Source organism: Streptomyces sp. NBC_00076, from assembly GCF_045041235.1.
In the GTDB taxonomy this organism is placed as follows: Bacteria; Actinomycetota; Actinomycetes; order Streptomycetales; family Streptomycetaceae; genus Streptomyces.
Genome location: NZ_CP108242.1, coordinates 9,037,605 through 9,058,917, shown reverse-complemented (window position 1 = coordinate 9,058,917; position 21,313 = coordinate 9,037,605). Strand labels below are relative to the sequence as shown.

The 21,313-nt window shown below is 69.1% G+C and carries 21 protein-coding genes and 4 pseudogenes; 11 read left to right on the top strand and 14 right to left on the bottom strand.

All coding sequences use genetic code 11. The annotated features are described in order from the left end of the window. Window positions 1-19: 19 nt before the first annotated feature. The 3 genes from OHA64_RS40695 to OHA64_RS40685 all read right to left on the bottom strand — a co-directional run bounded on the left by OHA64_RS40695 (window position 20) and on the right by OHA64_RS40685 (window position 3,498). Window positions 20-625, bottom strand: a complete 606-nt coding sequence (locus OHA64_RS40695) for a response regulator transcription factor (RefSeq protein ID WP_405622116.1) — start codon at window positions 623-625, stop codon at window positions 20-22. Between the two features lie 47 nt (window positions 626-672). Beyond that, window positions 673-2,304, bottom strand: a complete 1,632-nt coding sequence (locus tag OHA64_RS40690) for an ATP-binding protein (RefSeq protein WP_405622114.1) — start codon at window positions 2,302-2,304, stop codon at window positions 673-675. A 240-nt stretch (window positions 2,305-2,544) separates the two neighbouring features. Further along, window positions 2,545-3,498, bottom strand: coding sequence for a LysR family transcriptional regulator (locus OHA64_RS40685; protein WP_405622112.1), 954 nt, complete (start codon window positions 3,496-3,498; stop codon window positions 2,545-2,547). Window positions 3,499-3,911: 413 nt separating this feature from the next. Between OHA64_RS40685 and OHA64_RS40680 the strand changes: the two genes are divergently transcribed. Beyond that, on the top strand, window positions 3,912-4,172 hold the full coding sequence (locus tag OHA64_RS40680; RefSeq protein ID WP_405622110.1) for an acyl-CoA dehydrogenase family protein: 261 nt from the start codon (window positions 3,912-3,914) through the stop codon (window positions 4,170-4,172). Window positions 4,173-4,221: 49 nt separating this feature from the next. Here OHA64_RS40680 and OHA64_RS40675 read toward each other — a convergent pair. Continuing rightward, window positions 4,222-4,290 (bottom strand): annotated as a pseudogene (locus tag OHA64_RS40675) (aldehyde dehydrogenase); the annotation flags it as partial. 202 nt (window positions 4,291-4,492) lie between these two features. Between OHA64_RS40675 and OHA64_RS40670 the strand changes: the two are divergent. Beyond that, window positions 4,493-4,933: a hypothetical protein gene (locus tag OHA64_RS40670; protein WP_405622108.1), complete on the top strand. Its 441-nt coding sequence runs from the start codon at window positions 4,493-4,495 to the stop codon at window positions 4,931-4,933. Between the two features lie 266 nt (window positions 4,934-5,199). Here the strand turns inward: OHA64_RS40670 and OHA64_RS40665 are convergent, their stop codons facing one another. The 5 genes and pseudogenes from OHA64_RS40665 to OHA64_RS40645 form a co-directional block, all read right to left on the bottom strand. Then, window positions 5,200-6,219 carry an FAD-dependent oxidoreductase gene (locus OHA64_RS40665; protein ID WP_405622106.1) on the bottom strand — a complete coding sequence of 340 codons (1,020 nt, stop codon included), beginning with the start codon at window positions 6,217-6,219 and terminating at the stop codon, window positions 5,200-5,202. 274 nt (window positions 6,220-6,493) lie between these two features. After that, window positions 6,494-6,627, bottom strand: a pseudogene (locus tag OHA64_RS40660) (IS5/IS1182 family transposase); the annotation flags it as partial. Window positions 6,628-6,685: 58 nt separating this feature from the next. Further along, window positions 6,686-7,378, bottom strand: a complete 693-nt coding sequence (locus OHA64_RS40655) for a 3-oxoacid CoA-transferase subunit B (protein WP_405622104.1) — start codon at window positions 7,376-7,378, stop codon at window positions 6,686-6,688. Then, window positions 7,375-8,070 (bottom strand): 3-oxoacid CoA-transferase subunit A, encoded by a 696-nt coding sequence (locus tag OHA64_RS40650; RefSeq protein ID WP_405622102.1) that lies wholly within the window; start codon window positions 8,068-8,070, stop codon window positions 7,375-7,377. Before OHA64_RS40650 ends, OHA64_RS40655 begins: the two co-directional genes overlap by 4 nt. After that, window positions 8,067-9,270, bottom strand: a pseudogene (locus OHA64_RS40645) (thiolase family protein). Before OHA64_RS40645 ends, OHA64_RS40650 begins: the two are co-directional and overlap by 4 nt. Before the next feature lie 71 nt (window positions 9,271-9,341). Between OHA64_RS40645 and OHA64_RS40640 the strand changes: the two are divergent. Continuing rightward, a complete protein-coding gene (locus OHA64_RS40640) occupies window positions 9,342-10,223 on the top strand; it encodes a LysR substrate-binding domain-containing protein (protein WP_405622100.1) in 882 nt (293 codons plus the stop codon). A 124-nt stretch (window positions 10,224-10,347) separates the two neighbouring features. On the opposite strand, the gene OHA64_RS40635 is transcribed toward OHA64_RS40640, so the two are convergent. Continuing rightward, window positions 10,348-10,578 carry a heme-binding protein gene (locus OHA64_RS40635; protein WP_405622098.1) on the bottom strand — a complete coding sequence of 77 codons (231 nt, stop codon included), beginning with the start codon at window positions 10,576-10,578 and terminating at the stop codon, window positions 10,348-10,350. 26 nt (window positions 10,579-10,604) lie between these two features. Continuing rightward, on the bottom strand, window positions 10,605-11,369 hold the full coding sequence (locus OHA64_RS40630) for a TetR/AcrR family transcriptional regulator (RefSeq protein WP_405622096.1): 765 nt from the start codon (window positions 11,367-11,369) through the stop codon (window positions 10,605-10,607). Between the two features lie 173 nt (window positions 11,370-11,542). Here OHA64_RS40630 and OHA64_RS40625 point away from each other — a divergent pair, with 173 nt between their 5' ends. The 8 genes from OHA64_RS40625 to OHA64_RS40590 all read left to right on the top strand — a co-directional run bounded on the left by OHA64_RS40625 (window position 11,543) and on the right by OHA64_RS40590 (window position 18,709). Further along, on the top strand, window positions 11,543-12,838 hold the full coding sequence (locus OHA64_RS40625) for a Rieske 2Fe-2S domain-containing protein (RefSeq protein WP_405622094.1): 1,296 nt from the start codon (window positions 11,543-11,545) through the stop codon (window positions 12,836-12,838). A gap of 9 nt (window positions 12,839-12,847) precedes the next feature. Further along, window positions 12,848-13,810, top strand: a complete 963-nt coding sequence (locus tag OHA64_RS40620) for a PDR/VanB family oxidoreductase (protein WP_405624322.1) — start codon at window positions 12,848-12,850, stop codon at window positions 13,808-13,810. Continuing rightward, on the top strand, window positions 13,807-14,223 hold the full coding sequence (locus OHA64_RS40615) for a nuclear transport factor 2 family protein (protein ID WP_405622092.1): 417 nt from the start codon (window positions 13,807-13,809) through the stop codon (window positions 14,221-14,223). Before OHA64_RS40620 ends, OHA64_RS40615 begins: the two co-directional genes overlap by 4 nt. A gap of 160 nt (window positions 14,224-14,383) precedes the next feature. Continuing rightward, window positions 14,384-15,874 carry an aldehyde dehydrogenase gene (locus OHA64_RS40610; protein WP_405622090.1) on the top strand — a complete coding sequence of 497 codons (1,491 nt, stop codon included), beginning with the start codon at window positions 14,384-14,386 and terminating at the stop codon, window positions 15,872-15,874. A gap of 25 nt (window positions 15,875-15,899) precedes the next feature. After that, entirely contained in the window at window positions 15,900-16,064 is a 165-nt protein-coding gene (locus OHA64_RS40605; protein ID WP_405622088.1) for a hypothetical protein, read from the top strand. Between the two features lie 43 nt (window positions 16,065-16,107). Next, a complete protein-coding gene (locus OHA64_RS40600; RefSeq protein ID WP_405622086.1) occupies window positions 16,108-16,707 on the top strand; it encodes a nuclear transport factor 2 family protein in 600 nt (199 codons plus the stop codon). Then, window positions 16,704-17,759 (top strand): maleylacetate reductase, encoded by a 1,056-nt coding sequence (locus OHA64_RS40595; protein ID WP_405622084.1) that lies wholly within the window; start codon window positions 16,704-16,706, stop codon window positions 17,757-17,759. Before OHA64_RS40600 ends, OHA64_RS40595 begins: the two co-directional genes overlap by 4 nt. A gap of 11 nt (window positions 17,760-17,770) precedes the next feature. Next, window positions 17,771-18,709 carry a dioxygenase gene (locus OHA64_RS40590; protein WP_405622082.1) on the top strand — a complete coding sequence of 313 codons (939 nt, stop codon included), beginning with the start codon at window positions 17,771-17,773 and terminating at the stop codon, window positions 18,707-18,709. A 606-nt stretch (window positions 18,710-19,315) separates the two neighbouring features. Here the strand turns inward: OHA64_RS40590 and OHA64_RS40585 are convergent. The 3 genes and pseudogenes from OHA64_RS40585 to OHA64_RS40575 form a co-directional block, all read right to left on the bottom strand. Continuing rightward, window positions 19,316-19,732 (bottom strand): annotated as a pseudogene (locus OHA64_RS40585) (DUF6805 domain-containing protein); the annotation flags it as partial. Between the two features lie 166 nt (window positions 19,733-19,898). Then, a complete protein-coding gene (locus OHA64_RS40580) occupies window positions 19,899-20,447 on the bottom strand; it encodes a VOC family protein (RefSeq protein ID WP_405622080.1) in 549 nt (182 codons plus the stop codon). 21 nt (window positions 20,448-20,468) lie between these two features. Continuing rightward, window positions 20,469-21,287 carry an SDR family NAD(P)-dependent oxidoreductase gene (locus tag OHA64_RS40575; protein ID WP_405622078.1) on the bottom strand — a complete coding sequence of 273 codons (819 nt, stop codon included), beginning with the start codon at window positions 21,285-21,287 and terminating at the stop codon, window positions 20,469-20,471. Window positions 21,288-21,313 lie beyond the last annotated feature (26 nt).

The window sequence follows — 21,313 nt, the reverse complement described above, 5'->3', positions numbered from 1 at the left end:
AAACCTGCGGCGCACGGATTCATTCCTTCTCCTGGAGTGCCTGGGCCGCCCACACGCCTACTTCGGTTCGGGAGCGGAAACCGAGCTTTCCGAGAACGTGTTCGACATGAACCTCGACCGTTCTCGGGGAGAGCACCAGCTTCGTGGCAATGGCACGATTGGTCAGGCCCTCCGCGAGCAATGACGCGACCTCCCTCTCCCTTCGAGTGAGCAGGTCGGCCGCAGGCGTCGCGTCTGCCTGCCCCTTCTCCGCGATGTCGGCACAGCCAAGTGCCAAGCTCATTTGCGGCCCCGGCTCCAAACGCCGTCCGCTCTCGTAGACGCGTTGGAACGCCCCCTCCCCGAGTCGGTCTTGTGCGGCGCGCGTAATCTCTTCGTACCGCGAGCCCAGCACCGGGCCGAAAGCCCCGGTCCCGGTATCCAGCACGGTCCACAGTGCTGCGACAACCCCGAGCAGTTTGGCCGCCTTCTTGGGGTCGCGGTTGTCCAGGGCTATTCCAGCCATCAGGTTGATGACGAGTGCCGTGCCGAGGTCGTCCCGGAATTCGCGTTTGAGCTCAAGGCTCTGCCTGGCCAACTCACTGGCGTCGTCCAAAGCCTGACGCGTCCAGGCGTCGAAGGCCAACGCCCACAAAGCGTAGGAGCGGCCCCACGTCTCGCCCAAGCTCTCGCTCAGGCTGATGGCTTCCCGGCAGGCGCCGACACCCCTTGGTGGTCTCCCAGGGCGCTCCTGACGAACCCGAGCATGAACAGGGTCATCATCAGACCCTCTGCGTCCGACAGATCCGTGTGTCCCTTGTAGGCCACCTCAAAGGCTTCCCGGGCGGGCTCGAGATCTCCTGAGGTCAGGGCGGTCTGACCCGTCCATGTGGCAAGGTGCGTGGCCAGTCTGGGGTCCTCTACCGAGCGCACGATCTCGTCGGCCTTCCTCAGAAGGTCTTGGGCACTGGGCAGTTCACCGTGGAGTGCCGCGACCGACGCCAATGCCCAGAGTGCATTGCCACGTTCGACGGATTCGGTGGTGTCCGCGGCAAGAGCCCTCTCCAACCAGCGTCGGCCTTGGCGGAGATGGCCGGTGATCCAATAGAAGCGAAGGCTCGATGCGAGCTCCAGTGCGTCACGGGAACGGCCGGGGTCCTGGAGGAGACCGTTGAAAGCGAGCTCGAGGTTGGCGAAATCGGACTCCAGCCGCTGGAGGGAATCGACCTGGCCGGGACCGAAGAAGCTTCTCGCCGTTTGCGCCGCCCAAGCCCGGTAGTACTCCACGTGCGCGTTTCGAGAGCGGGTGTGGTCCTCGCTCTCGCGGGCGCGTTCCAAGGCGAACTCTCTCAGCGTTTCAAGAAGCCGGTACCGCATTTCTCCCCGCGTCAGCTCAGGGAGGAGGATCGACTTGGAAACCAAGCCGTCGAGCGCGTCGAGAAGCTTGGTGCCTTCCAGTGGCTCGAACCCGCACACAGCCTGGATCCCCGCAAGATCGGGGCTACCGCTGAAAGCGCCCAGTCTCGCCCAGAGCAGTTGTTCGTCCGGGGAGCAAAGGTCGTAGCTCCACCGCACCAGCGCGTCGAGCGAGTGGTGATGTGGTGTCGCTGTTGGGTCGCCGCGATTCAGGAGTTCAAATCGATCGTTGATGCGGTCCAGCAGCTCATGGACCGACAGGGACCTCAGTCTGGCGGCAGCGAGTTCGATGGCCAGCGGCATCCCGTCCAGGCGCGCGACCAGTTCCGCGACCGCCGCCGTCTCGCGCTCCGTGATCTCGAACTGGTCGTTGACGGCCTTGGCCCGGGCTTCGAGCATGGCCACGGCCGGACAGGCGCGCAACTCACCTACGCTGACTTCCCGGTCCTTTGGAGGTACGGCCAGAGGGCGGACGGTGATCACGCGCTCGCCCCGGACCCGCAGCGGCTCTCTGCTGGTGGTCAATACACGCAGCTCGCTCGAGGCGGTGAGGAGTGAGGACACAAGTCGTCGGCAACCGGGGAGCACGTGCTCGCAGTTGTCCAGGACCAGGAGCATCGAGCGGCCGGCCACGTGGCGGCGGAGCTGCTCCTCGGCGTCCATGGCGGGTAGGGCATTCAGCCCAAGGTCCTTCGCCACCGTTTCGGCGACGGTGTCCGAACTGCGTTGAGCGCCCAGCTCGACGAACCATGTCCCCTCTGTAAATGCTCGATCGAGGGTGGTCGACATCGCGGCGGACAAGGAGGTCTTGCCCACTCCGCCCGGACCGGTGAGCGTGACGAGGCGGCTGGAGGAGAACAGGTCGCGAGCAGCGGCTAGGTCGCGCTCCCGCCCGAACAGATCGGTCAACGGGGGCGCGGGTGCTCGAAAGGTGGCTGCGTGCCTGCTCATAAGGGCCATTCTCCGCCGACGTGCCACATGGGCAAACCCGTCTGCACGCACCGGTGGGTGCCTGGCCCTCTGGTCGGGCAGGACTCCAGCCTGCCGCCGGTCGCTCAGGTCAGCGGCGGCGTCCAGCCCGACCAGTTTGAGAAGCGGGACCACACTAGGGCGACTTTGGCAGTCGCTGGCGGAGCTGACCTGCACGAATCAGGAGTTCCCTACTGCCGTAAGCACTCCCCTCCGAGTGCCTTCGCCTGGCGATCGCTCCGACTGCGACGCGTGCGCCGAGCCTCTCGCAACGAAGCTCACGAAGCGCCTCGCGGCCTGGCCGCTCGGGCCACCCCGCCGGATGACCGCGCCGTAGGGCCGAAACGCGGTGGGGTCACTGAACGGAATGCCGCGGATCGCGGGCCCAGAGGTGTGCCCTGGCCTTGGCGCGGGCACGACAGCCACCCCCATCCCCGCTGCCACCAGAGCGTGGAGAGTGGAGAGCTCGGTCACCTCGATCGCGACGCGTGCACTGAACCCTGCTTCTCGGCACAGGCGGTCCGAAACTTGGCGCAGGCCGAACTCGGCCCTGAGTGCGACCATCGGCTCATGCGCCAGATCAGCGATCGCCACATGGTCGCGACCTTCGAACGCGTGGCCCGGCGGAACAGCAAGGCACAGATCCTCGCGGCCCAGCGGGATCCAGTCGAGATCGTCCGCGACCGGCTCGGGAGCCACGAAGCCGATGTCGATACCTCCTTGGCGTACGTCGTCGACGACGTCATCACAGGCGCCACCGCGGAGCTCGAACGACGTGCTCGGGGCGTGCTTGCGATAGCGGTTCAAGAGGTCCGGTATCAGCCATCCACCGAAAGAATGCACGAAACCGAGCGAAACCGAACCTCGCTCCGGATCCACCAGAGCGGCGATCCGCTCCTCACCTCTGTCAATCTCATTCATGGCCCGCACGGCGTGGGCCTGAAAGATCTCCCCGTACTTGTTGAGCCGCAACCCGTTCCGGTGGCGGTCGAAGAGCTTCACCCCCACCTTGCGCTCAAGCCGGGCCAAGGCTCGTGACAGCGTCGGTTGGCTGACGTTCAGACGCAGCGAAGCTTCCGTCATGTGCTCGGTCTGGGCCAGGGTGGTGAACCACTCGAGCTCACGCAGTTCCATGGTCATCCTCCGTCGCTGGACAGAACGATCCTTGGCGTGAAGCTGCGCCTCCGCGTTCTCAGAAACCCGTACCCAGTGGAGGTTGTCGGCGCGTGTGGGCGGCAGCTGTGCGGCCGCGCCAGGAACCGTCGATGACTGAGTGCACCCTGGATTCCCACGGCTTTCGGGGTCCCGACCGATCATCGTGGTCACATCATTTCCGCATGAGTACCTGTAGGTGGGCTCCACACTCCGCCCTCCAGCCGCCCCCCGCATTCGGATAAGCACGTATCCACTACGTAGTTCCAGGTCCTACGTACCGCAGCTGACCAGGCCTGCTCAGCGCCGGACTCACGACGCGATACGAGAGAGGCACCCATGACAATGTCGCCATCGCCACAACCTCGGATTTCGACAGCCCCGACGCAGAGCTCGTGGGCCGCGCCACTGCTTTGGTCCGGCTGATCCGCGAGTACGCTGTGCAGGGCTCCGACGCGCGTCGTGTGGCCCCGGAGGTGATGAAGGCTCTGGCGGACGCCGGCGTGTTCCGCCTGCTCGTGCCCAAGCGGTACGGCGGGCACGAAGCGACGCTGCGCACCGCTGTCGAGGCGGTGACGGAGGTGGCCCGCGGTGATGGGTCGACCGGGTGGATCGCCGCGTTGATGACCGTCGCCACCGGATTCGCCACGACATGATCCCCTCCGGACCGAGTTCGCGGCCGATACCCGAGTCCTTGTAGCCGCCGAACGGCGCGCCGAGATCGAGGGTGTAGTAGTTGAGCCCGATCGTGCCGGTGCGGACGCGGCGCACCACGGCCAGCGCGCGGTCCTCGTCGGCGCTACAGACGGACCCGCCGAGACCGACCTGGGTTCGGTAGAGATCTTGGACTGTCCGGAGTCTTCATTCGAGCCGGGGCGGTTCGGCACGTGCCTTGTGGTGAGGTGTCAAAAGCCGGATCGGTTTCGTGGTGGTGACGAGGCCGGCGTCGACGCGCCTCCCCGGCCGAGAGACCCGCATGGAGTACTGGAACCGCAACCCATGGCCGGAAACCGCGCGGTGGGAGGAGATCGCAGCGCCGGAGGAACGACTCGCGGCAGCACTGGGTGATCTCTACGAGTTCTACGAGCAGGTGGAGCCGATGCTGTCCAATGTGTTACGCGACGCCCCGACGGTCCCCTTGGCCGAACGAAGCCTCGACTCCTACCTGGCGTACATGGATCAGGCCGCGGCCACGGCGAGCGCCGGCTACGGATTGTCGGCCGATGCTGCGGCAGGGGAGACGGCGCCGGCTTCGCATGTCGTGGAACGCTCGCTGTTCGACGTGGCCATCCGGCACGCCATGGCCTTCAGCACGTGGCGGTCCGTGGTCCGCAGCAACGGCCTTTCCACGGCCGACGCCATCAGGCTGATGACCGCACTGGTGCGGTCCGCCGCCGACCTCGATGCCGCGGTATGAACCACCGCCACAATGCGCTTGTACATGCCCACGGCCGTGGGTGTGCCGATCGCAACTCAGCGCCTTCCACTCGCAGTACGGGCGGGGCACATATCCACCTCGCTCTGCGTGCGACGCGCCAGGAGCGGGCCCCGCGGCGCGGCGGCCGCCGGCTATAGGCGATGGGCCCCCCGTGCGTCCCGCCGGGAGGCGGTGCGTCAGCGACTGCCGACGGCCGTCTTCGGCGCCATAGTGGTGCGGCGGTGCGCGTGGCGGCGCACCAGGGACTACGCGTATCCCGGCCGGTGTCGTCCTGTCGCTACCCGAGCGGCGGCATCCACTTTTGACCGGAGTGCTTTGGCGAGGATGACAGCGTCCTCCATTGCCATCGAGGCGCCCTGCCCGGTCGCCGGGGAGGCCGCGTGAGCGGCGTCCCCGAGGAGCAGCATCCGCTCTGAGCGCCAGGGTGCGCCGGTCGGTATCTCGGTGGCGTTGGTGACGAGGATGTCGTCGGTGGTGGCCGCGACGATGCCGGCGGCCGCGGTGGCATCGTCGCGCAGCAGCGGCAGGAGCAGGTCGCGCCACTGGCCAGGCATGCCGTGCGCGATCTCGTCGGCGGTCAGGCGTTCTCCGGTCACGCGCGTGAACCAGTACGTCTGCCCGCCGGGCGACACCGCGTAGCCGAAGGCGGCGGCACTGCCGCGCACCATGGTGATGCGCTCGTCGTCAGCCTCCTCAACCAGGGACGTGTTGGTGCTGTAGCCGTAGAACACGCACTCGCCCGCGTAGCACGGTTGTGTGGCCGGGGCGATGGTCCGGCGGACGGTGGAGTTCAGGCCGTCGGCGCCGATGAGTAGGTCGCCGGTCGTGGTGCTGCCGTCGGTGAAGTGTGCGGTGACGCGGTCGGGGCCGTCCTGGACGGACGCCAGCGAGGCGCCGTGCCGGATGTCGATGCCTCGGTGGGCGGCCTCGTTCTGCAGGGCGGCGTTGAGTTCGCCCCGACGCAGGCACCGGTACTGGAGGACGGGGTTGTCAGCCTCGCCGAGCAGCCTCTGCGCGACCTCGGTGCCCGTGCCGTCGAGGACGCGGAGCGAGGTCAGCGGGAAACCGGCCGCGGTGACCGCGGCGGAGGCGTCGATCTGAGCGAGGGCTCGCATACCGTTGCTCGCCAGCGTGAGAAAGGCGCCGATGTCTTCGGCCGAGTCAGGGTGTGCCTCGTACACGGAGACGTCGAAGCCTGCCTTGTGCAGGGCCAGGGCCGTCGTCGTACCGGCGACCCCGCCGCCGATGACAAGTATGCGGGTCACGATGTTTCCGGCTCCTCCGTGGATGGCTTGGTGAGCTGCGCAGGTGTTCCGGTGAATGTGCCGGCGGGGTCCTGTGGGCGTGGTGTGCCCGGTCCGGGCCATGCCGCCCAGCTGCGGTCTTTCAGCGGCCTATTCGCTACGGGCGTCGCATCGGAACTTGTCCGAAAAAGATACGCGACTCAGCATACGATCACATGCCGAGGTCGCTCCCGCGCCGACGCTACCGAGACTCGCCGAGACGTACGGCGGCCGGCAAGGTGCCGCCAACCTTGCCCCCGCTGACCAGCACGTAGACGATGGCTGCGAACAGCGTCTTATCAAGGGAGTCGGCCGCTCCACCGCCTTGTGGCCGGCCCGTACCTCAGGGAGCAGCGGCCTCGCGATATCCCACAAACCGTCCGGCACGATCCAGCTCCACGTTCACGGCCCCATACCGGGTCAACGGCCACGCCAGCAAGGGCACGGTCTAAGACAGCGTGATGCCGAGTCGCTCCGCGAGCTCGTGGGCGCCGACGCCGTACGTCTCCCGGATTCGTACCCCGTCGGGACCGACGTCGAAGACGCCGCAGTCCGTGTAGACGCGGCTGACGCAGCCGATGCCGGTGAGCGGGTAGGTGCACTGCGGTACGAGCTTGGGCTCACCGGAGCGGGTGAAGAGCGTCATCATCACGTAGACGTCCTTGGCGCCGATGGCCAGGTCCATGGCGCCGCCGACAGCGGGGATGTCATCAGGTTTGCCCGTCAGCCAGTTGGCGAGGTCGCCGTCGAAGGCGACCTGGTAGGCCCCGAGGACGCAGACATCGAGGTGCCCGCCGCGCATCATCGCGAAGGAGTCGGCGTGGTGGAAGTACGCCGCCCCCGGCAGCTCGGTCACCGGGACCTTGCCGGCGTTGGTCAGGTCGGGGTCTACCGCGTCACCCTCGGCCTTGGGGCCCATGTTGAGCATGCCGTTCTCGGTGTGCAGCACCACCCCGGAGTCGGCCGGCAGGTGGTCGGCGATCTTGGTGGGCTGGCCGATACCGAGGTTGACGAAGGCGTCGGCCGGGATGTCGCGTGCGATGACGGCCGCCAGCTCGTCCATCGAGAGCCGGTGGTCGGTGCTCCTCGGCGCCCCGCCGTACGCCTGGCCGCTCGGCGTGGTGGTCGACGTGGTGGTCATCGTGCCCCCTGAACGGTGTACTGACGGGCCTTCACCTGGACGACCCGGTCGACGTAGATGGACGGAGTGACGATGGCCTCGGGGTCCAGCTTCCCGGGCTCGACGACCTCGCCGACCTGGACGATGGTCGTCGTCGCGGCCGTGGCCATGACCGGTCCGAAGTTACGGGCCGTCTTTCGGTAGACGAGGTTGCCCATCGCATCCGCGACGTGCGCGCCGATCAACGCGTAGTCGCCCCCGATGGGGTACTCGAGCAGGTACTTCCGGCCGTCGATCTCACGCTCCTCCTTGCCCTCGGCCAGCGGCGTGCCGACCGCGGTCGGGCAGTAGAACGCGCCGATACCGGCACCGGCCGCGCGCATCCGCTCGGCGAGGTTGCCCTGCGGCACCACCTCCAGCTCGATCTTCCCCTCGCGGTAGAGGCCGTCGAAGACCCAGGAGTCGGCCTGGCGCGGAAAGGAGCAGAGCACCTTGCGCACCCGGCCGGCGGCCAGCAGCGCGGCCAGCCCGACGTCACCGTTGCCGGCGTTGTTGGACACGATCGTGAGGTCCTTCGCACCCTGCCGGATCAGCGCGTCGATCAGATCGAACGGCATCCCGGCCAGGCCGAAGCCGCCGACGAGAACGGTGGAGCCGTCCTCGATACCGGCGACCGCCGCATCCGCGCTCTCGACAATCTCCGCCCGGCTCACCGACCCTCCCCCGTGACATCGCAGTTCTCCAGTACGACGGCCAGTCCCTGACCGACCCCGATGCAGATCGCGGCGACACCGTAACGCTGCCCCGTCTCGCGCAGCACCTTGGCCAGCGTGGCGAGGACGCGTCCGCCCGAGGCGCCCAGCGGGTGTCCGATCGCGATGGCGCCGCCCTTCTGGTTGACGATGGCGGGGTCGACCTTCCACGCGTCGAGGCAGGCGAGCGACTGCACGACGAAGGCCTCGTTCAGCTCGACCGCGCCCACCTGGTCCCAGCCGATCCCGGCCCGGGCCAGCGCACGGTTCGCGGCCTCGACCGGGGCGTAGCCGAAGGCCTGCGGCTCCAGCGCCATCACGCCGCGGCCGGCGATGCGGGCGATCGGGTCGGTCCCGATCGTTTCCCCGGCACTCTCGCTGCCCAGCAGCACCGCGGAGGCGCCGTCGTTGAGCGGGCTTGCGTTGCCCGCGGTGATGGTGCCGCCCTGGTCCGGGGTACGGAAGACCGGCTTGAGTCCGGCCAGCACCTTGGGCGTGGATCCGGCTCGGATGCCCTCGTCGCGGGCCAGGCCCTCGCCTTCGACCGGCACCACCAGGTCGTCGTAGAAGCCCGACTCCCAAGCCTGGTGGGCGAGTTGGTGGGAGCGGGCGGCGAACTCGTCCTGCCGCTCGCGGGAGATGTTGAAGCGCTCCTGGAGCTGCTCGTTGGCCTCGCCGAGGCTGACCGTCCACTCCTTCGGCATGCGCGGGTTGACCAGCCGCCAGCCGAGCGTGGTCGAGACCGCGGTGACGTCACCGGCCGGGAACGGCTTCGCCGACTTGGGCAGCACCCACGGCGCCCGCGTCATCGACTCCACGCCGCCGGTCAACACCACCTCGGCATCGCCGGACTCGATCGTGCGGCTGGCCGTCATCGCCGCGTCGAGGCTGGAGCCGCAGAGCCGGTTGACCGTGATGCCGGGCACGCTCACCGGGAGCCCGGCGAGCAGCGCCGCCATGCGGCCGACGTTGCGGTTCTCCTCGCCGGCGCCGTTGGCGTTGCCCCACACCACGTCGTCGATCGCGGCGGGGTCGAGACCCGGCACCCGGGCCAGCGTCGAGGTGATCGCGGCCGGCGAGATCGTCGGGGCGGACGCCGGCCAGCGCGCCGTTGTAGCGGCCGAACGGCGTGCGGGTGGCGGAGTAGAGGAAAGCACTCATGGCAGGCACGCTAATCCCCGGCCGCGATATTCTGAAGTACGCATATCCGAGCCAATTGATATGGACGACATATGGATCTGCGTCACCTGCGGTACTTCGTGGCGGTGGCCGAGGAGCGCCACTTCGGTCGCGCCGCCGAGCGGCTCCACATGGCCCAGCCGCCGCTGTCCCAGCAGATCCGCCAGCTCGAGGCCGAACTCGGCGTACAGCTGCTCCACCGCACCACACGCCGCGTCGACCTCACCGAGGCCGGCCGGGCCTACCTGGAGCGGGCGCGCGGGATCCTCGCCGACGTCGACGGGGCCGCCCAGCACGCACGACTCGTCGCCGCCGGCTCGGTGGGCCACCTCGCGATCGGCTGCGTGGGCTCGGCGACGTACAGCCTCCTGCCCGCGCTCTCACGGCGGCTCACGGAGGAGCTTCCCGGCGTCGACTTCTCCTTCCGCGGCGAGATGCTCGCACCCGACCAGGTCGAGGCACTGCGCACCGGCGCGATCGACGTCGGGCTGCTGCGCCCTGTGGCGGCCGGCCTCTCCCTCACCGTGCACACCCTGCGCCGGGACCGGCTCGTCGTCGCCGTACCGGCCGACCACCCGCTCGCCCGCCGGAAGCGCCTGAGTGCCGCGGACCTCGCCGGTGCGAACCTGATCGTGCACTCCGCCGATCGCCGGTCGGTGATGTACGACGTCGTGCTGAGCCTTCTGCGGGACGCCGGTGTGGAGCCGCGCATCCGCCACGAGGTCGGCGAAACCTCGACACTGATCACGCTCGTGGCCGGCGGCCTCGGCGTCGCGGTCGTGCCCGAACCGGTGACCGCGTTGGCGCTCGACGGCGTCGCCTACCTACCGCTGGCCGGGGCCGGCGCGCGCGTGGAACTGGCCGTCGCCCACCGCGCCGAACGCTCCGAGCCGCACCTGGCCCGCACCGTGGGGATCATCCAGGCGATGTTCTGAGACGCCCACGAGCGCGTTGAACTGGTCTCCTTCGGGGGCCCTGCATCAGAAATCAGCCGGACCCACAGCTCGCGACGGCGGCAGCAACCCTCAATACAGCGGCCGCGCCAACCAATCGGAAGCCCTACGCGACGACTTTCGCAACCGAATCACGAACCCGCTGCGCGATGCGGTCGTCCGTGGTGTCGCCCGCCCCGCCCACGCCGATCGCGCCGATGACCTCCCCGTCGGCCGTCACGATCGGCACGCCGCCGGCGACCGGCAGAAGGTTGGCATCTACCAGGTGGGGAGGCGCCACCTGCATCTGTGGGGACGCAGCGAAGGCCACGAACTTGCCTTTCGGGACACCGCTCACGGCCGAACCGCAGGCCACGGCAGAGCTCACTGCGTTGACACCCCGAGAAGGTACCGGCAGGCGACGTTCACCAACTCATCAGTGAGTTGACGCCACGTCAGCGGGCGGTCGGACTCGAAGAGTTCGCCGTACAGCACACGGTTCTGGCAGGTCCCGTAGATCAAGCGATAGACGACATCCACGCGCACCTCCGGCTCCGGCGCGTCGATCATCGACATGATCGGTTCCAGGAACTGTCGGAAGACACGGACGGCGTCGATGGCGGCCTCGGAGCCGACCCGGGCGACCGCGGGATCGGTGGCGCCCGCGGCGAGGAAGACGCGCATCAGGCGCTCGTGCGCCTGAAACGTCTCAGTGAGTCCGGTGACCGCCGAGGCGACGAGCGCGGCCGGATCCGCGCGCAGCGGCGTGAAGCGGCGGACGATGTCGGCGCGGAACTGGTCGATCATGTCGTGCTGCAACGCCGCGATCAGACGGTCCTTGTCACCGAACCGCCGATAGACGCTGCCCACCGAGACCCCCGCCCGGGAAGCGACGGCCGCGACGGTGAGCGCTTCGGTGCCGCCCTCTTCAAGCAGGGCCGTGCCTGCTTCCAGGATCCGCTGCTGGGTCAGTCGGCTGCGTGCTTGTTGCGCCGGCGGCAGATCGAGCGACGGTTCGATACTCACCGCACCAGCGTATACGCCGTCAACATCCCCTCCGGCAGGCCCAGCACGCGGCGTCGCCGGACCACCATCAGCGGTGCGCTTGGCCGCCGTTCCGCGCCACCAGGCCTTCTGTCGACCGACCACTTCCCCGGCCGGCGAGCACCTGAACCTGACCCTTGACGCACTCGCAGGTTAAATGCGAATGTGAATTAACAATCCTATTTGAGGTCGCACACGAAGGTGTCCCTCGCAGGTGTTTCCCCACAGCCCTGCCTGCTCCATCCGCTGTGCACCCGAGCCGCACGGGAGACAGAACGATGACCACCACTTCAGAGGTCGACACCGGCACGGCCTACGGCCGCCCGAAGCCCTCGTACAACGCCCGCCTCCGCGAGGTGGGACCCGGTACCCCCATGGGCGAGGCGCTGCGCCGCTACTGGCACCCGGTCGCCAGCTCCGAAACGCTGATCGCCGGCGCCCTGCCGCAGAAGACCCGCGTCCTGGGCGAGGACCTGGTCGTCTTCCGGGACGGGCAGGGCAACCCCGGCGTCGTGATCGAGCGCTGCACCCACCGCGGCGCCAGCCTCTTCTACGGCCGCGTCGAGGACGACGGCATCCGCTGCTGCTACCACGGCTGGAAGTTCGACGTCCGGGGCCGCTGCATCGAGCAGGCCTGCGAGCCGGCCCTGGGGCGCAGGCGCGACGCCGCCCGTCAGCCGTGGTATCCCGTCGAGGAGCGCTACGGCCTGGTCTTCGTCTACATGGGCCCGCCCGAGCTCAAGCCCGAGCTCCCCCGCTACGACGCGCTGGAGAACCCGGCGGAGGACGAGAAGTACCTCGCCAGCTGGCCGGTTCCCCACGCGGCGGTCACCGGCATGCCGTCGGACTTCAGTTGGCTCAACCTCTACGAGAACTCCGCCGACCCGTCGCACGTCACCTGGCTCCACTCCACGCACAGTGGATACCAGATGATGGGCACCGGCACCTTCGGCTACCCCGAGAACTTCTTCGACCCGGCCACCATCGCCGAGCGTCTGACGTACGAGCGCACGGACCACGGCCTGAAGCAGACCCAGCGACTCGAGGTCGAGGGCGAGGACGGCGAGGTCACCGAGCTCGGCTTCACGATGGAGCAGTTCCTTCCCAACGTCTTCGGCCTGCCGGACTTCGTGACCGTCACCCCCGACAAACGGCCGGACCAGTTGCTGTGGGTCGTGCCCTCCGACGACACCAGCCACCGGCTCTTCTTCTCGATCCGCACGAACGATCCCGAGCGCGTGGTCCGCTTCGCCTTCGGTATCACGCAGAACGGCAAGCAGAACCACGAGCTGACCGACGAGGAGCGCCAGAGGTTCCCCGGTGACGCGGAGGCCCAGGGCTCGCAGGGAGCGATCACCCTGGACTCCGAGGAGACCCTGGCCACCCAGGACCGCGGTGTCGTCATGCTGCGCCGCCTGCTGCTCGCGATGGTCGACGACGTCGAGGCCGGGCGCGACCCGATCAACATCGTCCGCGACCCGTCGGTGGTCCACCGCGCCGAGTCCGGCCTCTTCACCCTCGGCAAGCGTCCTGCGGGCGGCGACGCCGACGCCCCGGCCGCGGCTGGTGTCTGAGCAAGAATGATGAGCTTTGAGTGGCTCGACACCATCGTGGCCGCCCGGCGCGACGCGACCGCCCGGGTCGTGGTGCTCGAACTGGTCAGTCCCGACGGCGCCGAGCTCCCGGAGTTCGCCGCCGGTGCCCACGTGGACGTACTGGTGGACGACGCCGCCGGACTGGTCCGCCAGTACTCCCTGTGCGGGCCGCCGCACGACCGCACCCGGTACCGGCTGGCAGTGCTGGCCGAGACGGCGTCGCGCGGCGGCTCGCTGGGGATGCACCGGCTCCGCGAGGGCGACAGGCTGCGGATCTCCCTGCCGCGGAACAGGTTCGGGGTCTCGGACGAGGCACGTCGCCATGTGCTGGTGGCCGGCGGTATCGGCGTGACTCCCCTGTTGGCCATGGCGCACGAGCTCGAAGCCAGGGGCGCGGAGTACGAGTTGCACTACTGCGCCCGAAGCCGGGCGGTCTCGGCGTTCGCCGACGAGCTGGAGCACAACCCCCGCGTTCGGCTCCACTTCGACGACGGCCCCGAGGACCAGCGATTCAGCACCGCCACCGACATCGGCCCGCCCGACCCCGACACGGTGGTCTACGTCTGTGGTCCCGGCGGCTTCATGGACTTCGTGATCTCGTACTCTCTCGAAGCGGGATGGCCCTCCGAAGCGATCCACAAGGAGCGCTTCGCACCCGTGGAGGACGTCGCCGCCCACACGGCCGGCGGGGCTTTCACGGTGCGGCTCGCCAAGACCGGCGGCGAGTTCGAGATCAAGGACGGCGAGAGCGTCCTCGATGTCCTGCTCGCGGCCGGCGTCGACGCCCCCTACTCCTGCCAGCAGGGAATCTGCGGCGAGTGCATCGTCCGCGTACTCGCCGGCGAGCCCGACCACCGCGACGACATCCTGACCGACCGTGAGCGCGCCGACGGCATGTTCACCACGTGCTCATCACGAGCACACTCACCGATTCTGGAGCTGGACCTATGACGTCAACGACGTCCACCACATCGACAGCACCCACCGGCACCATCGAGGCGGTCGAGCAGGCGGAAGCCGCCTGGCTCGTGGCTCTCACCGAGGGCGAAGAAGCGATGACCGCACTCCTGCTGGCGGACTTCCGGGGCGTCCACGGCCCGGTCGGGAAGATCGACGACGGCAAGACCTTCGCCCATTTCACCTGGACCCGCCGCCGCCACGTCTTCGCGAAGGCCGAGAATCTCAGCATCACGGTGCACGGCACCACCGCGATCACCACGTGCCTCCAGGAGATGCACATCGTCTTCGACGAGAACCTCCCGCCGTTCCCGGTCCAGGAGGCGGTGACGCGGGTGTGGGAGGAGACCGCGGAGGGCTGGCGCCTGGCGCACCTGCACCAGGCCAAGCGCATGCCGCCGGGCTGAGACACGAGAAACACGAGGCCCGGGAAGGCCGCACGCCCTGAACCCTCACGCCACTGTTCGATGAACGGACATGAGGGTTCAGAGCGTGACGCCGGGGGCGGAGAGTTCCACCGGAAGGTTTCGTGCGGCGACCGCCGCTGTCGTAGAGGTGAGGCACCACATGTCAGCCACTGAGACCGAGGCACCCACGTCCGGCGCGGTTCGGACCAGCGACCTCCTCATCGCGGGCGAGCACGTCGCGGCCAGGGACGGCCGCTACTTCCATACGACCGAGGCCCTCACCGGTGAGCCGATCGCGCGGGTCGCGGCCGCCTCCGTCGAGGACGTCAACCTCGCTGTGGACGCGGCTGCGGCCGCCCTTCCGGAGTGGTCGAGCCTCCCGCCGGCCGCGCGCCGGTCGGTTCTGGAGCGGGCCGCCGTCCTGCTCGGCGAGCGCACCGACGACATCGTCGCCACGATGAGCCGCGAGATGGGCGCCACCCTCCCCTGGTGCGGCTTCAACGTGCACGTCGCGAAGGGCATGCTCGTCGAGGCGGCGGCCCAGGCCTACGCGGCCGTCGGCGAGGTCATCCCGTCGGACGTGCCCGGCCTCACCGCCCTCGGCGTACGTCAGCCGGTCGGCGTCGTCGTCGGCATCGCACCGTGGAACGCGCCCCTGATCCTCGGCGTACGCTCCATCGTGTGGCCGCTGGTGTGGGGCAACACCGTGGTGCTGAAGTCCTCCGAGCAGACGCCGCTCACCCAGGCCGCCATCGTCCAGGTGCTGCACGACGCCGGCGTGCCCGCCGGAGCGGTCAACCTCATCAGCAACGCGCCCGAGGACGGTCCGAGCGTCGTCGAGGCGCTGATCGCCCACCGCGCCGTGACGCGCGTGAACTTCACCGGGTCCAGCCGGGTCGGCCGCATCATCGGCGAACTCGGCGGTCGCCACCTCACCCGTGTCGTGCTCGAACTCGGTGGCAAGGCACCTTTCCTCGTCCTTCCGGACGCCGATCTGGAGGAGGCCGCCGCCGCGGCCAGCTTCGGCGCCTTCATGAACCAGGGCGAGATCTGCATGTCGACCGAGCGCGTCATCGTGGACAGGACCGTCGCCGACGAGCTCTCCTCCCGCCTGGCCGAGCGTGCCGCCAAGCTCGTCGTCGGACCCCCGAGCGACCCCACCTCACAGATCGGCCCGCTGGTCCACACCGCCGCCCGCGACCACGTGGTCGAGTTGATCGAGGACGCCCGCGCCAAGGGTGCGCAGGTCCTGTCGGGCGGCACGGCCGGCGGCCTGTTCGTGCACCCCACCGTGCTGCGCGGGGTCACGCCGGACATGCGCATCTACACCGAGGAGACCTTCGGACCGGTGGTCTCGATCATCGAGGTGGATTCGACCGACGAAGCCGTCACGGTGGCCAACGACACCGAGTACGGGCTCTCCGCCGCGGTCTTCGGCAAGGACGCGGCCACCGCGCTCGACGTGGCCCGCCGGATCAAGTCGGGCATCTGCCACATCAACGGCGCCACCGTGCACGACGAACCCCAGATGCCGTTCGGCGGTGTCGGCGCCAGCGGCTGGGGCCGGTTCGGGTCCCGCGCCGCGCTGGAGGAGTTCACCGAGCTGCGCTGGATCACGATCCAGTCGGGATCCCGCCACTACCCCATCTGACATGCGGCGAGGTCGTACGGCGCACGTGACACGGCGTGCGCCGCGTCCCCGGCCCTTGCTCCCATGGCTGTGGGGGCTTGCCGCGGCCTTCAGCCCGGCGGTGGGAGCGGCATGGCTGGCGGACGCCCGAGAAACAGAGGCCTTCCAGCGGCTCGACCGCGAGCTGGAGGAGTTCTTCCGGTCCGTCTGACGAGCCCCTGTACCAGCATGTCCACCCCTCCGAGGAGTCAACAATGTCGCAGGCCCACAACGACCGCCACGAGATACGGCGGCTCATCGAGAACTGGGCGCTGTGGCGCGATGCCGGGGACTGGGGCCGCTTCGCCACGGTCTGGCATCCGCGTGACGGCTGGATGAGCGCCACCTGGTTCCAGGGCAGCGCCACCGACTTCATCAAGGCCAGCCGTGAGGGCTTCGAGAACGGAGTCAGCATCCTGCACTTCCTGGGCGGCCACACCGCGGACATCGTCGGCGACCGGGCCGTCGCCCAGACGAAGATGACGATCAATCAGCGCGCGAGCGTCGACCGTGTCGAGGTCGATGTCGTGTGCACCGGCCGCTTCTACGACTTCCTCTCCCGCCACGAGGGTCGCTGGACCCTGGTGCGCCGGCAGCCGGTCTACGAGAAGGACCGGCTCGACGTCGTCGACCCCGCTGCCTCCCTGACGTTGGACCCCGAACTCCTGAACCGGTTCCCGACCGGCTACCGGCACTTGGCCTACCTACAGACCAAGGCGGGTTTCACGGTGAAGGACGGACTTCCCGGCCTCACCGGCACAGCGGTCGAGCAGCTCTACGGTGAAGGCAAGCAATGGCTGGCGGAGGCCCGATGAAGTTCACACACGAAACGCTTCCCCAGCGGGTGGTGTTCGCGGCCGGGGAGTCGCCCTCCGCCGTGGCCGCGGAGGTCGAGGCCCTCGGCGGCTCCAAGGTCATGCTGATCGCGTCGAACCGCGAGAAGGAACTGGCCGACCCGATCGCCCAGGAGATCCCGGTCGTCCTGCGTCACGAAGAGGTCGTCATGCACGTACCGGTCGAGGTCGCCGGGCGAGCCCTCCGGACGGCGGTCGACGCGGGCGCGGACATCCTGGTCAGCGTCGGCGGCGGCTCGACCACGGGGCTGGCCAAGGCGGTGGCGCTGACCACCGGGCTGCCGATCGTCGCGGTGCCCACCACCTACGCGGGCTCCGAGGCGACCAACGTGTGGGGCCTGACCGAAGGCGAGACCAAGACCACCGGCGTGGACAACAAGGTGCTGCCCGCCTCGGTCGTCTACGACGCCGGCCTGCTGACCACGCTGCCGGGCGACATGACCGTGGCCAGCGGCCTGAACGCGATGGCGCACTGCATGGACTCCATGTGGGGGCCGCGTGCCGACCCGATCGACCGGGCGCTGGCGCAGGAGGGCATCCGCGCACTGGCGACCGGGCTGCCAGCGGTGGCCGACGACTCGACCGGCGTCGAGGGCATCGAGCAGACGCTGTACGGCGCCTACCTCGCCGCGGTCGCGTTCGCCTCGGCCGGCTCCGGGATGCATCACAAGATCTGCCACGTCCTCGGGGGCATGTTCAACCTCCCGCACGCACAGACCCACGCGGTCGTGCTGCCCTACGTGCTGGCCTTCAACGCCCCGCACGCCCCCGAGGCGGAGGCCCGTATCGCCCAGGCCTTCGGCTCCCGGAAGGCCGGCGCCGGCCTGGCCGCCCTGCGCGAGGCGCTGGACGCGCCGAGGGCGCTGCGCGACTACGGCATGCCCGAGGACGGCATCGCCAAGGCGCTGGGGCCGATCACGCAGGCGATTCCGGCCAACAACCCCACGCCCGTCACGGACGAGAACCTGACCGCGCTGCTCAAGGCGGCGTGGGCCGGCTGCCCGATCAACTGAAGGAGGCCGTCATGGCTACCTACGTCAACCCCGGCTCGGTCCGGGCGGATGCGCACGGCGCCATCTGCCGCGAGGTGTCGCCGGAGCAGCAGGCGGTCGAGCAGCAACTCGTCGACAACGTCGTGGCCTCCTTCGACGCCTGCCCGGACCCCCGACTGCAGGAGGTCATGACCTCACTGGTCAAGCACCTGCACTCCTTCATCCGCGAGGTCCGGCTGACCGAGGAGGAGTGGGGGACGGCGATCGAATTCCTCACCAGGGCCGGCCACATCACCGACGAGGTCCGGCAGGAGTTCATCCTGCTCTCCGACACCCTCGGAGCGAGCATGCAGACGATCAACGTCAACAACCAGGCCTACCAGGGCGCCACCGAGGCCACCGTCTTCGGGCCGTTCTTCGTCGAGGACTCCCCCGCCATCGAACTCGGCGACGACCTGGCCTTCGGTGCCCCCGGTGAGCCCTGCTGGGTCGAGGGCACCGTCACCGACACCGACGGCACCCCGCTCGCCGGTGCGCTCATCGAGGTCTGGGAAGCCGACGAGGACGGGCTCTACGACGTGCAGTACGAGGCCGGCAAGCGCGCCGGCCGGGCGCACCTCTTCTCCGCGGCCGACGGCAGCTACCGCTTCTGGGGCCTCACCCCGACGCCGTACCCCATCCCCGACGACGGACCCGTCGGCAAGATGCTCGACGCGGTCGGCCGCTCACCACTGCGCGCCAGCCACCTGCACTTCATGGTGTCCCACGAAGGGGCACGCACGCTGGTGACCCACATCTTCCCCGAGGGCGACCCCATCGGCCGCAAGGACACCGTCTTCGGCGTGAAGGACTCCCTGATCAAGCGGTTCGAACAGCAGCACGCCGGTACACCGACACCCGACGGGCGCGTCATCGACGGCACGTGGAGCCGGGTCCGCTTCGACATCGTCCTCGCCCCGACGGGCGTTTGACCTGCCTGCGGCTCCGGCCGAGGAGGCAGGTCCTGCCACGCGGGCGGCGTGCCGCTTCAGAATGGCCGTCTGGTCGCCGACGACGTCCGGCTGCCGGAACGCCACGCCGGAGTCGGCGGCCTGGCGCCGCTCCGACTCTCGCCGGGCTGCGCCCCGGGGGAAGTCGATGTGACTCCCCCGGGCTGGAGGATCAAGGCGACCCGGCGTGCCGGCCTGGCAGGGGCCCGCCTCGACGGGGGCCGGGGCAGGATCGAAACGGCCGGTGACGGCCGGAGCGGCGGCGAGGGTGGGGGCGCGCGAAGCCGGCGTGCCTCCCGCCATGAGAGTCATGCGGCCGGCGTTCACGTCAGCGGACCAGGCGCACTTCGCGCAGCCGGATAGTGGTTGCGGGGCCGGCCACTTCGAATCGAACCTTGACGGGTCCGGCGGGACGGTCCGTGTCGAGCGGGAACACCTTGGAGATTTCCGCGCCTTCGCAATCCGGGGAGGGCCTGATCGTGCCCAGTGCTTGTCCGTCGACCAGCACCCGGGTCGGCCCGCGCTTCCGTCCGAGAGGTGGGTCACCTGAATGCCGGTGGCGGCACCGTCCCGGTCTGCCAGGCGGTAGGACCACCATCCGGTGGCGGCCCGCCACCTCAGCCCGTCGGTGAGGCCGGACCACGTGTCGTGTCCCAGGAACCGGTGGTCGCTTTCGGGCTGCTGCTCGCCGGCGGCAACGGTGTCGACGGTGCGATCGTGCAGCGCGAGTGCCGCCTCGTCGACCGCGCGCAGCTCCGCCCGCCGTTCCTGGAGGCGTTCCGGTTCCGCCAGGGGGAAGTAGAGGTGGTAGCGGGAGTCGTGGATGCCGGCGAACGGGACGAGGGTGACGGACTCACCCGGTCGCGCGTCCACGTGCTCCAGGGCGAACGCCAACCGGTCCGGGGCGAGTCGGCATACGCCGGCCGCCCGATCGGAGGTGCTGTGGGCGAGCACGACGGGCAGGCGCTCCAGGGGGCGCAACGGGCCGCCGGCGACATGCTCCATCCGGGAGTCGTCGGCAAGGAGCCCGACCAGGTCGTTCCGGTCGCCCTCGCCGCGAGGACCGTCGGTCCGAAGCGGTACGACACCCAGGGTGAGTCGTCACTGCCATGGCGTTCCAGACCGTCGGAGCGCTTTCGTCGCGCACGCACCTCGACACCCGGCCCATTGGTCAGGCCGGCAGCAACTCCGTGAAGTCGCGCACAGGTCGCGAACCGTCCCAGCCGACCGATGCCCGCCAGACGGAGGTGAAGATGCCCCGCGTTGTCTCGTTGTCCTGAACGAGCTCGATCATCCCCGGGGCGTCTTCACCCGTGTCCAGGAAGAAGACCTCACCCCCTGGGGCCCGGTCGTGAAAACGCACCGACGCTCCGCTCGCCTCACGGCGTTCGACCTCTTCCTTGACGTTCGGCACGGCCTTGGCGACGTGATGGAAGCCGTAGCCATGATGTTCGTAGGCGTCCTTGTAGATGGAAGGCTCCTTGTCGAGGGTCTGGATGAGCTCGACCATCATGTGCCCCGAGAAGGCGAGGGCGAGGGTGAACTCGGCCTTCCCCGGCTCACCCCGGTAGGTGGAGCCCTCGCCGCCGATCCTCCCGTTCACGAACCAGGGCCCAACACCGAGTTCGTCGGTCCACCAGCGCATCCCGGCCGTGAGGTCGGGAACCGTGTACGCGAACTGAATGACGGCGTCGGTCGGCTGACCGAAGGGAAACTCCATGGTGGTTGTCCTCGCTGGTCTCTATGCCGACGGGCGGGTGAAGCCGGTGGCGCCGCCGTCCACCGGGAGGGCCGCGCCCGTGATGTAGCCGGCTTCGGATGAGGCCAGGAAGAGCACTGCGTCGGCGAGTTCGTCCGGTTCTCCTTCTCGGAGCATGGGAGTGCTGAGCCTGACCCGCTCCCGGAATGCCTCGGCTCCGCCGGGCGGAAGGCCCGTCGTACGTGCCGCGATGTCGGTGTTCATGCCGCCCGGAATGACGATGTTGACCCGGATCCCGTCGCCGATGACTTCGGCGGCGAGGATGCGTGTCAGGTGCTCCAGCGCGGCCTTGCTGGTCCCATAGGCGGACGTTCCCGCGCTGGCCCTTCGACCGGCCGCCGAGCCGCAGAAGACGACGGCCCCGCCGGGTGCGAGCAAGGGCCTGAGCCCCTGCATGAGGAAGAACGAGCCCTTGACGTTGGTGTCGAACACCATGTCCCAGGTGGCTTCGTCCATGTCGTCGAGGCGCTTGATGCCCGCCTGCCCGGCGTTGAGGAAGGCGGCACCAAGGTGGTCGACCTGTGCGGCGACCTCCGCGACGGCGGCCTTGATGCCGGCCACCGAGGAGAGGTCGGCCGCCACGGCGATCGTGCCCTCGCCGATCAGATCGCTCGCGAGCTTCAGCTGTTCCGGGTCCCGCGCGATGATGACCACGCGTGCACCCTCGCGCGCGAAGGCCTGTGCGGCCGCCAGACCCAGGCCTCTGCTGCCGCCGGTGACGAGACAGTTCTTTCCGAGGAAACGCCGACGCCGTTCCTCGACGGCCCCGTCGCTGCTTCCGGCATCAGTCGTGTCGTTCATGGTTCTCCTTCGTGGGGGATCAGGAG

Excerpts from the sequence above, each read along its gene's own strand:
- OHA64_RS40685 (WP_405622112.1), bottom strand. The coding sequence starts at position 3,498 with ATGGAACTGCGTGAGCTCGAGTGGTTCACCACCCTGGCCCAGACCGAG.
- OHA64_RS40670 (WP_405622108.1), top strand. The coding sequence starts at position 4,493 with ATGGAGTACTGGAACCGCAACCCATGGCCGGAAACCGCGCGGTGGGAG.
- OHA64_RS40655 (WP_405622104.1), bottom strand. The coding sequence starts at position 7,378 with ATGACCACCACGTCGACCACCACGCCGAGCGGCCAGGCGTACGGCGGG.
- OHA64_RS40640 (WP_405622100.1), top strand. The coding sequence starts at position 9,342 with ATGGATCTGCGTCACCTGCGGTACTTCGTGGCGGTGGCCGAGGAGCGC.
- OHA64_RS40625 (WP_405622094.1), top strand. The coding sequence starts at position 11,543 with ATGACCACCACTTCAGAGGTCGACACCGGCACGGCCTACGGCCGCCCG.
- OHA64_RS40620 (WP_405624322.1), top strand. The coding sequence starts at position 12,848 with ATGAGCTTTGAGTGGCTCGACACCATCGTGGCCGCCCGGCGCGACGCG.
- OHA64_RS40615 (WP_405622092.1), top strand. The coding sequence starts at position 13,807 with ATGACGTCAACGACGTCCACCACATCGACAGCACCCACCGGCACCATC.
- OHA64_RS40610 (WP_405622090.1), top strand. The coding sequence starts at position 14,384 with ATGTCAGCCACTGAGACCGAGGCACCCACGTCCGGCGCGGTTCGGACC.
- OHA64_RS40600 (WP_405622086.1), top strand. The coding sequence starts at position 16,108 with ATGTCGCAGGCCCACAACGACCGCCACGAGATACGGCGGCTCATCGAG.
- OHA64_RS40595 (WP_405622084.1), top strand. The coding sequence starts at position 16,704 with ATGAAGTTCACACACGAAACGCTTCCCCAGCGGGTGGTGTTCGCGGCC.
- OHA64_RS40590 (WP_405622082.1), top strand. The coding sequence starts at position 17,771 with ATGGCTACCTACGTCAACCCCGGCTCGGTCCGGGCGGATGCGCACGGC.
- OHA64_RS40580 (WP_405622080.1), bottom strand. The coding sequence starts at position 20,447 with ATGGAGTTTCCCTTCGGTCAGCCGACCGACGCCGTCATTCAGTTCGCG.
- OHA64_RS40575 (WP_405622078.1), bottom strand. The coding sequence starts at position 21,287 with ATGAACGACACGACTGATGCCGGAAGCAGCGACGGGGCCGTCGAGGAA.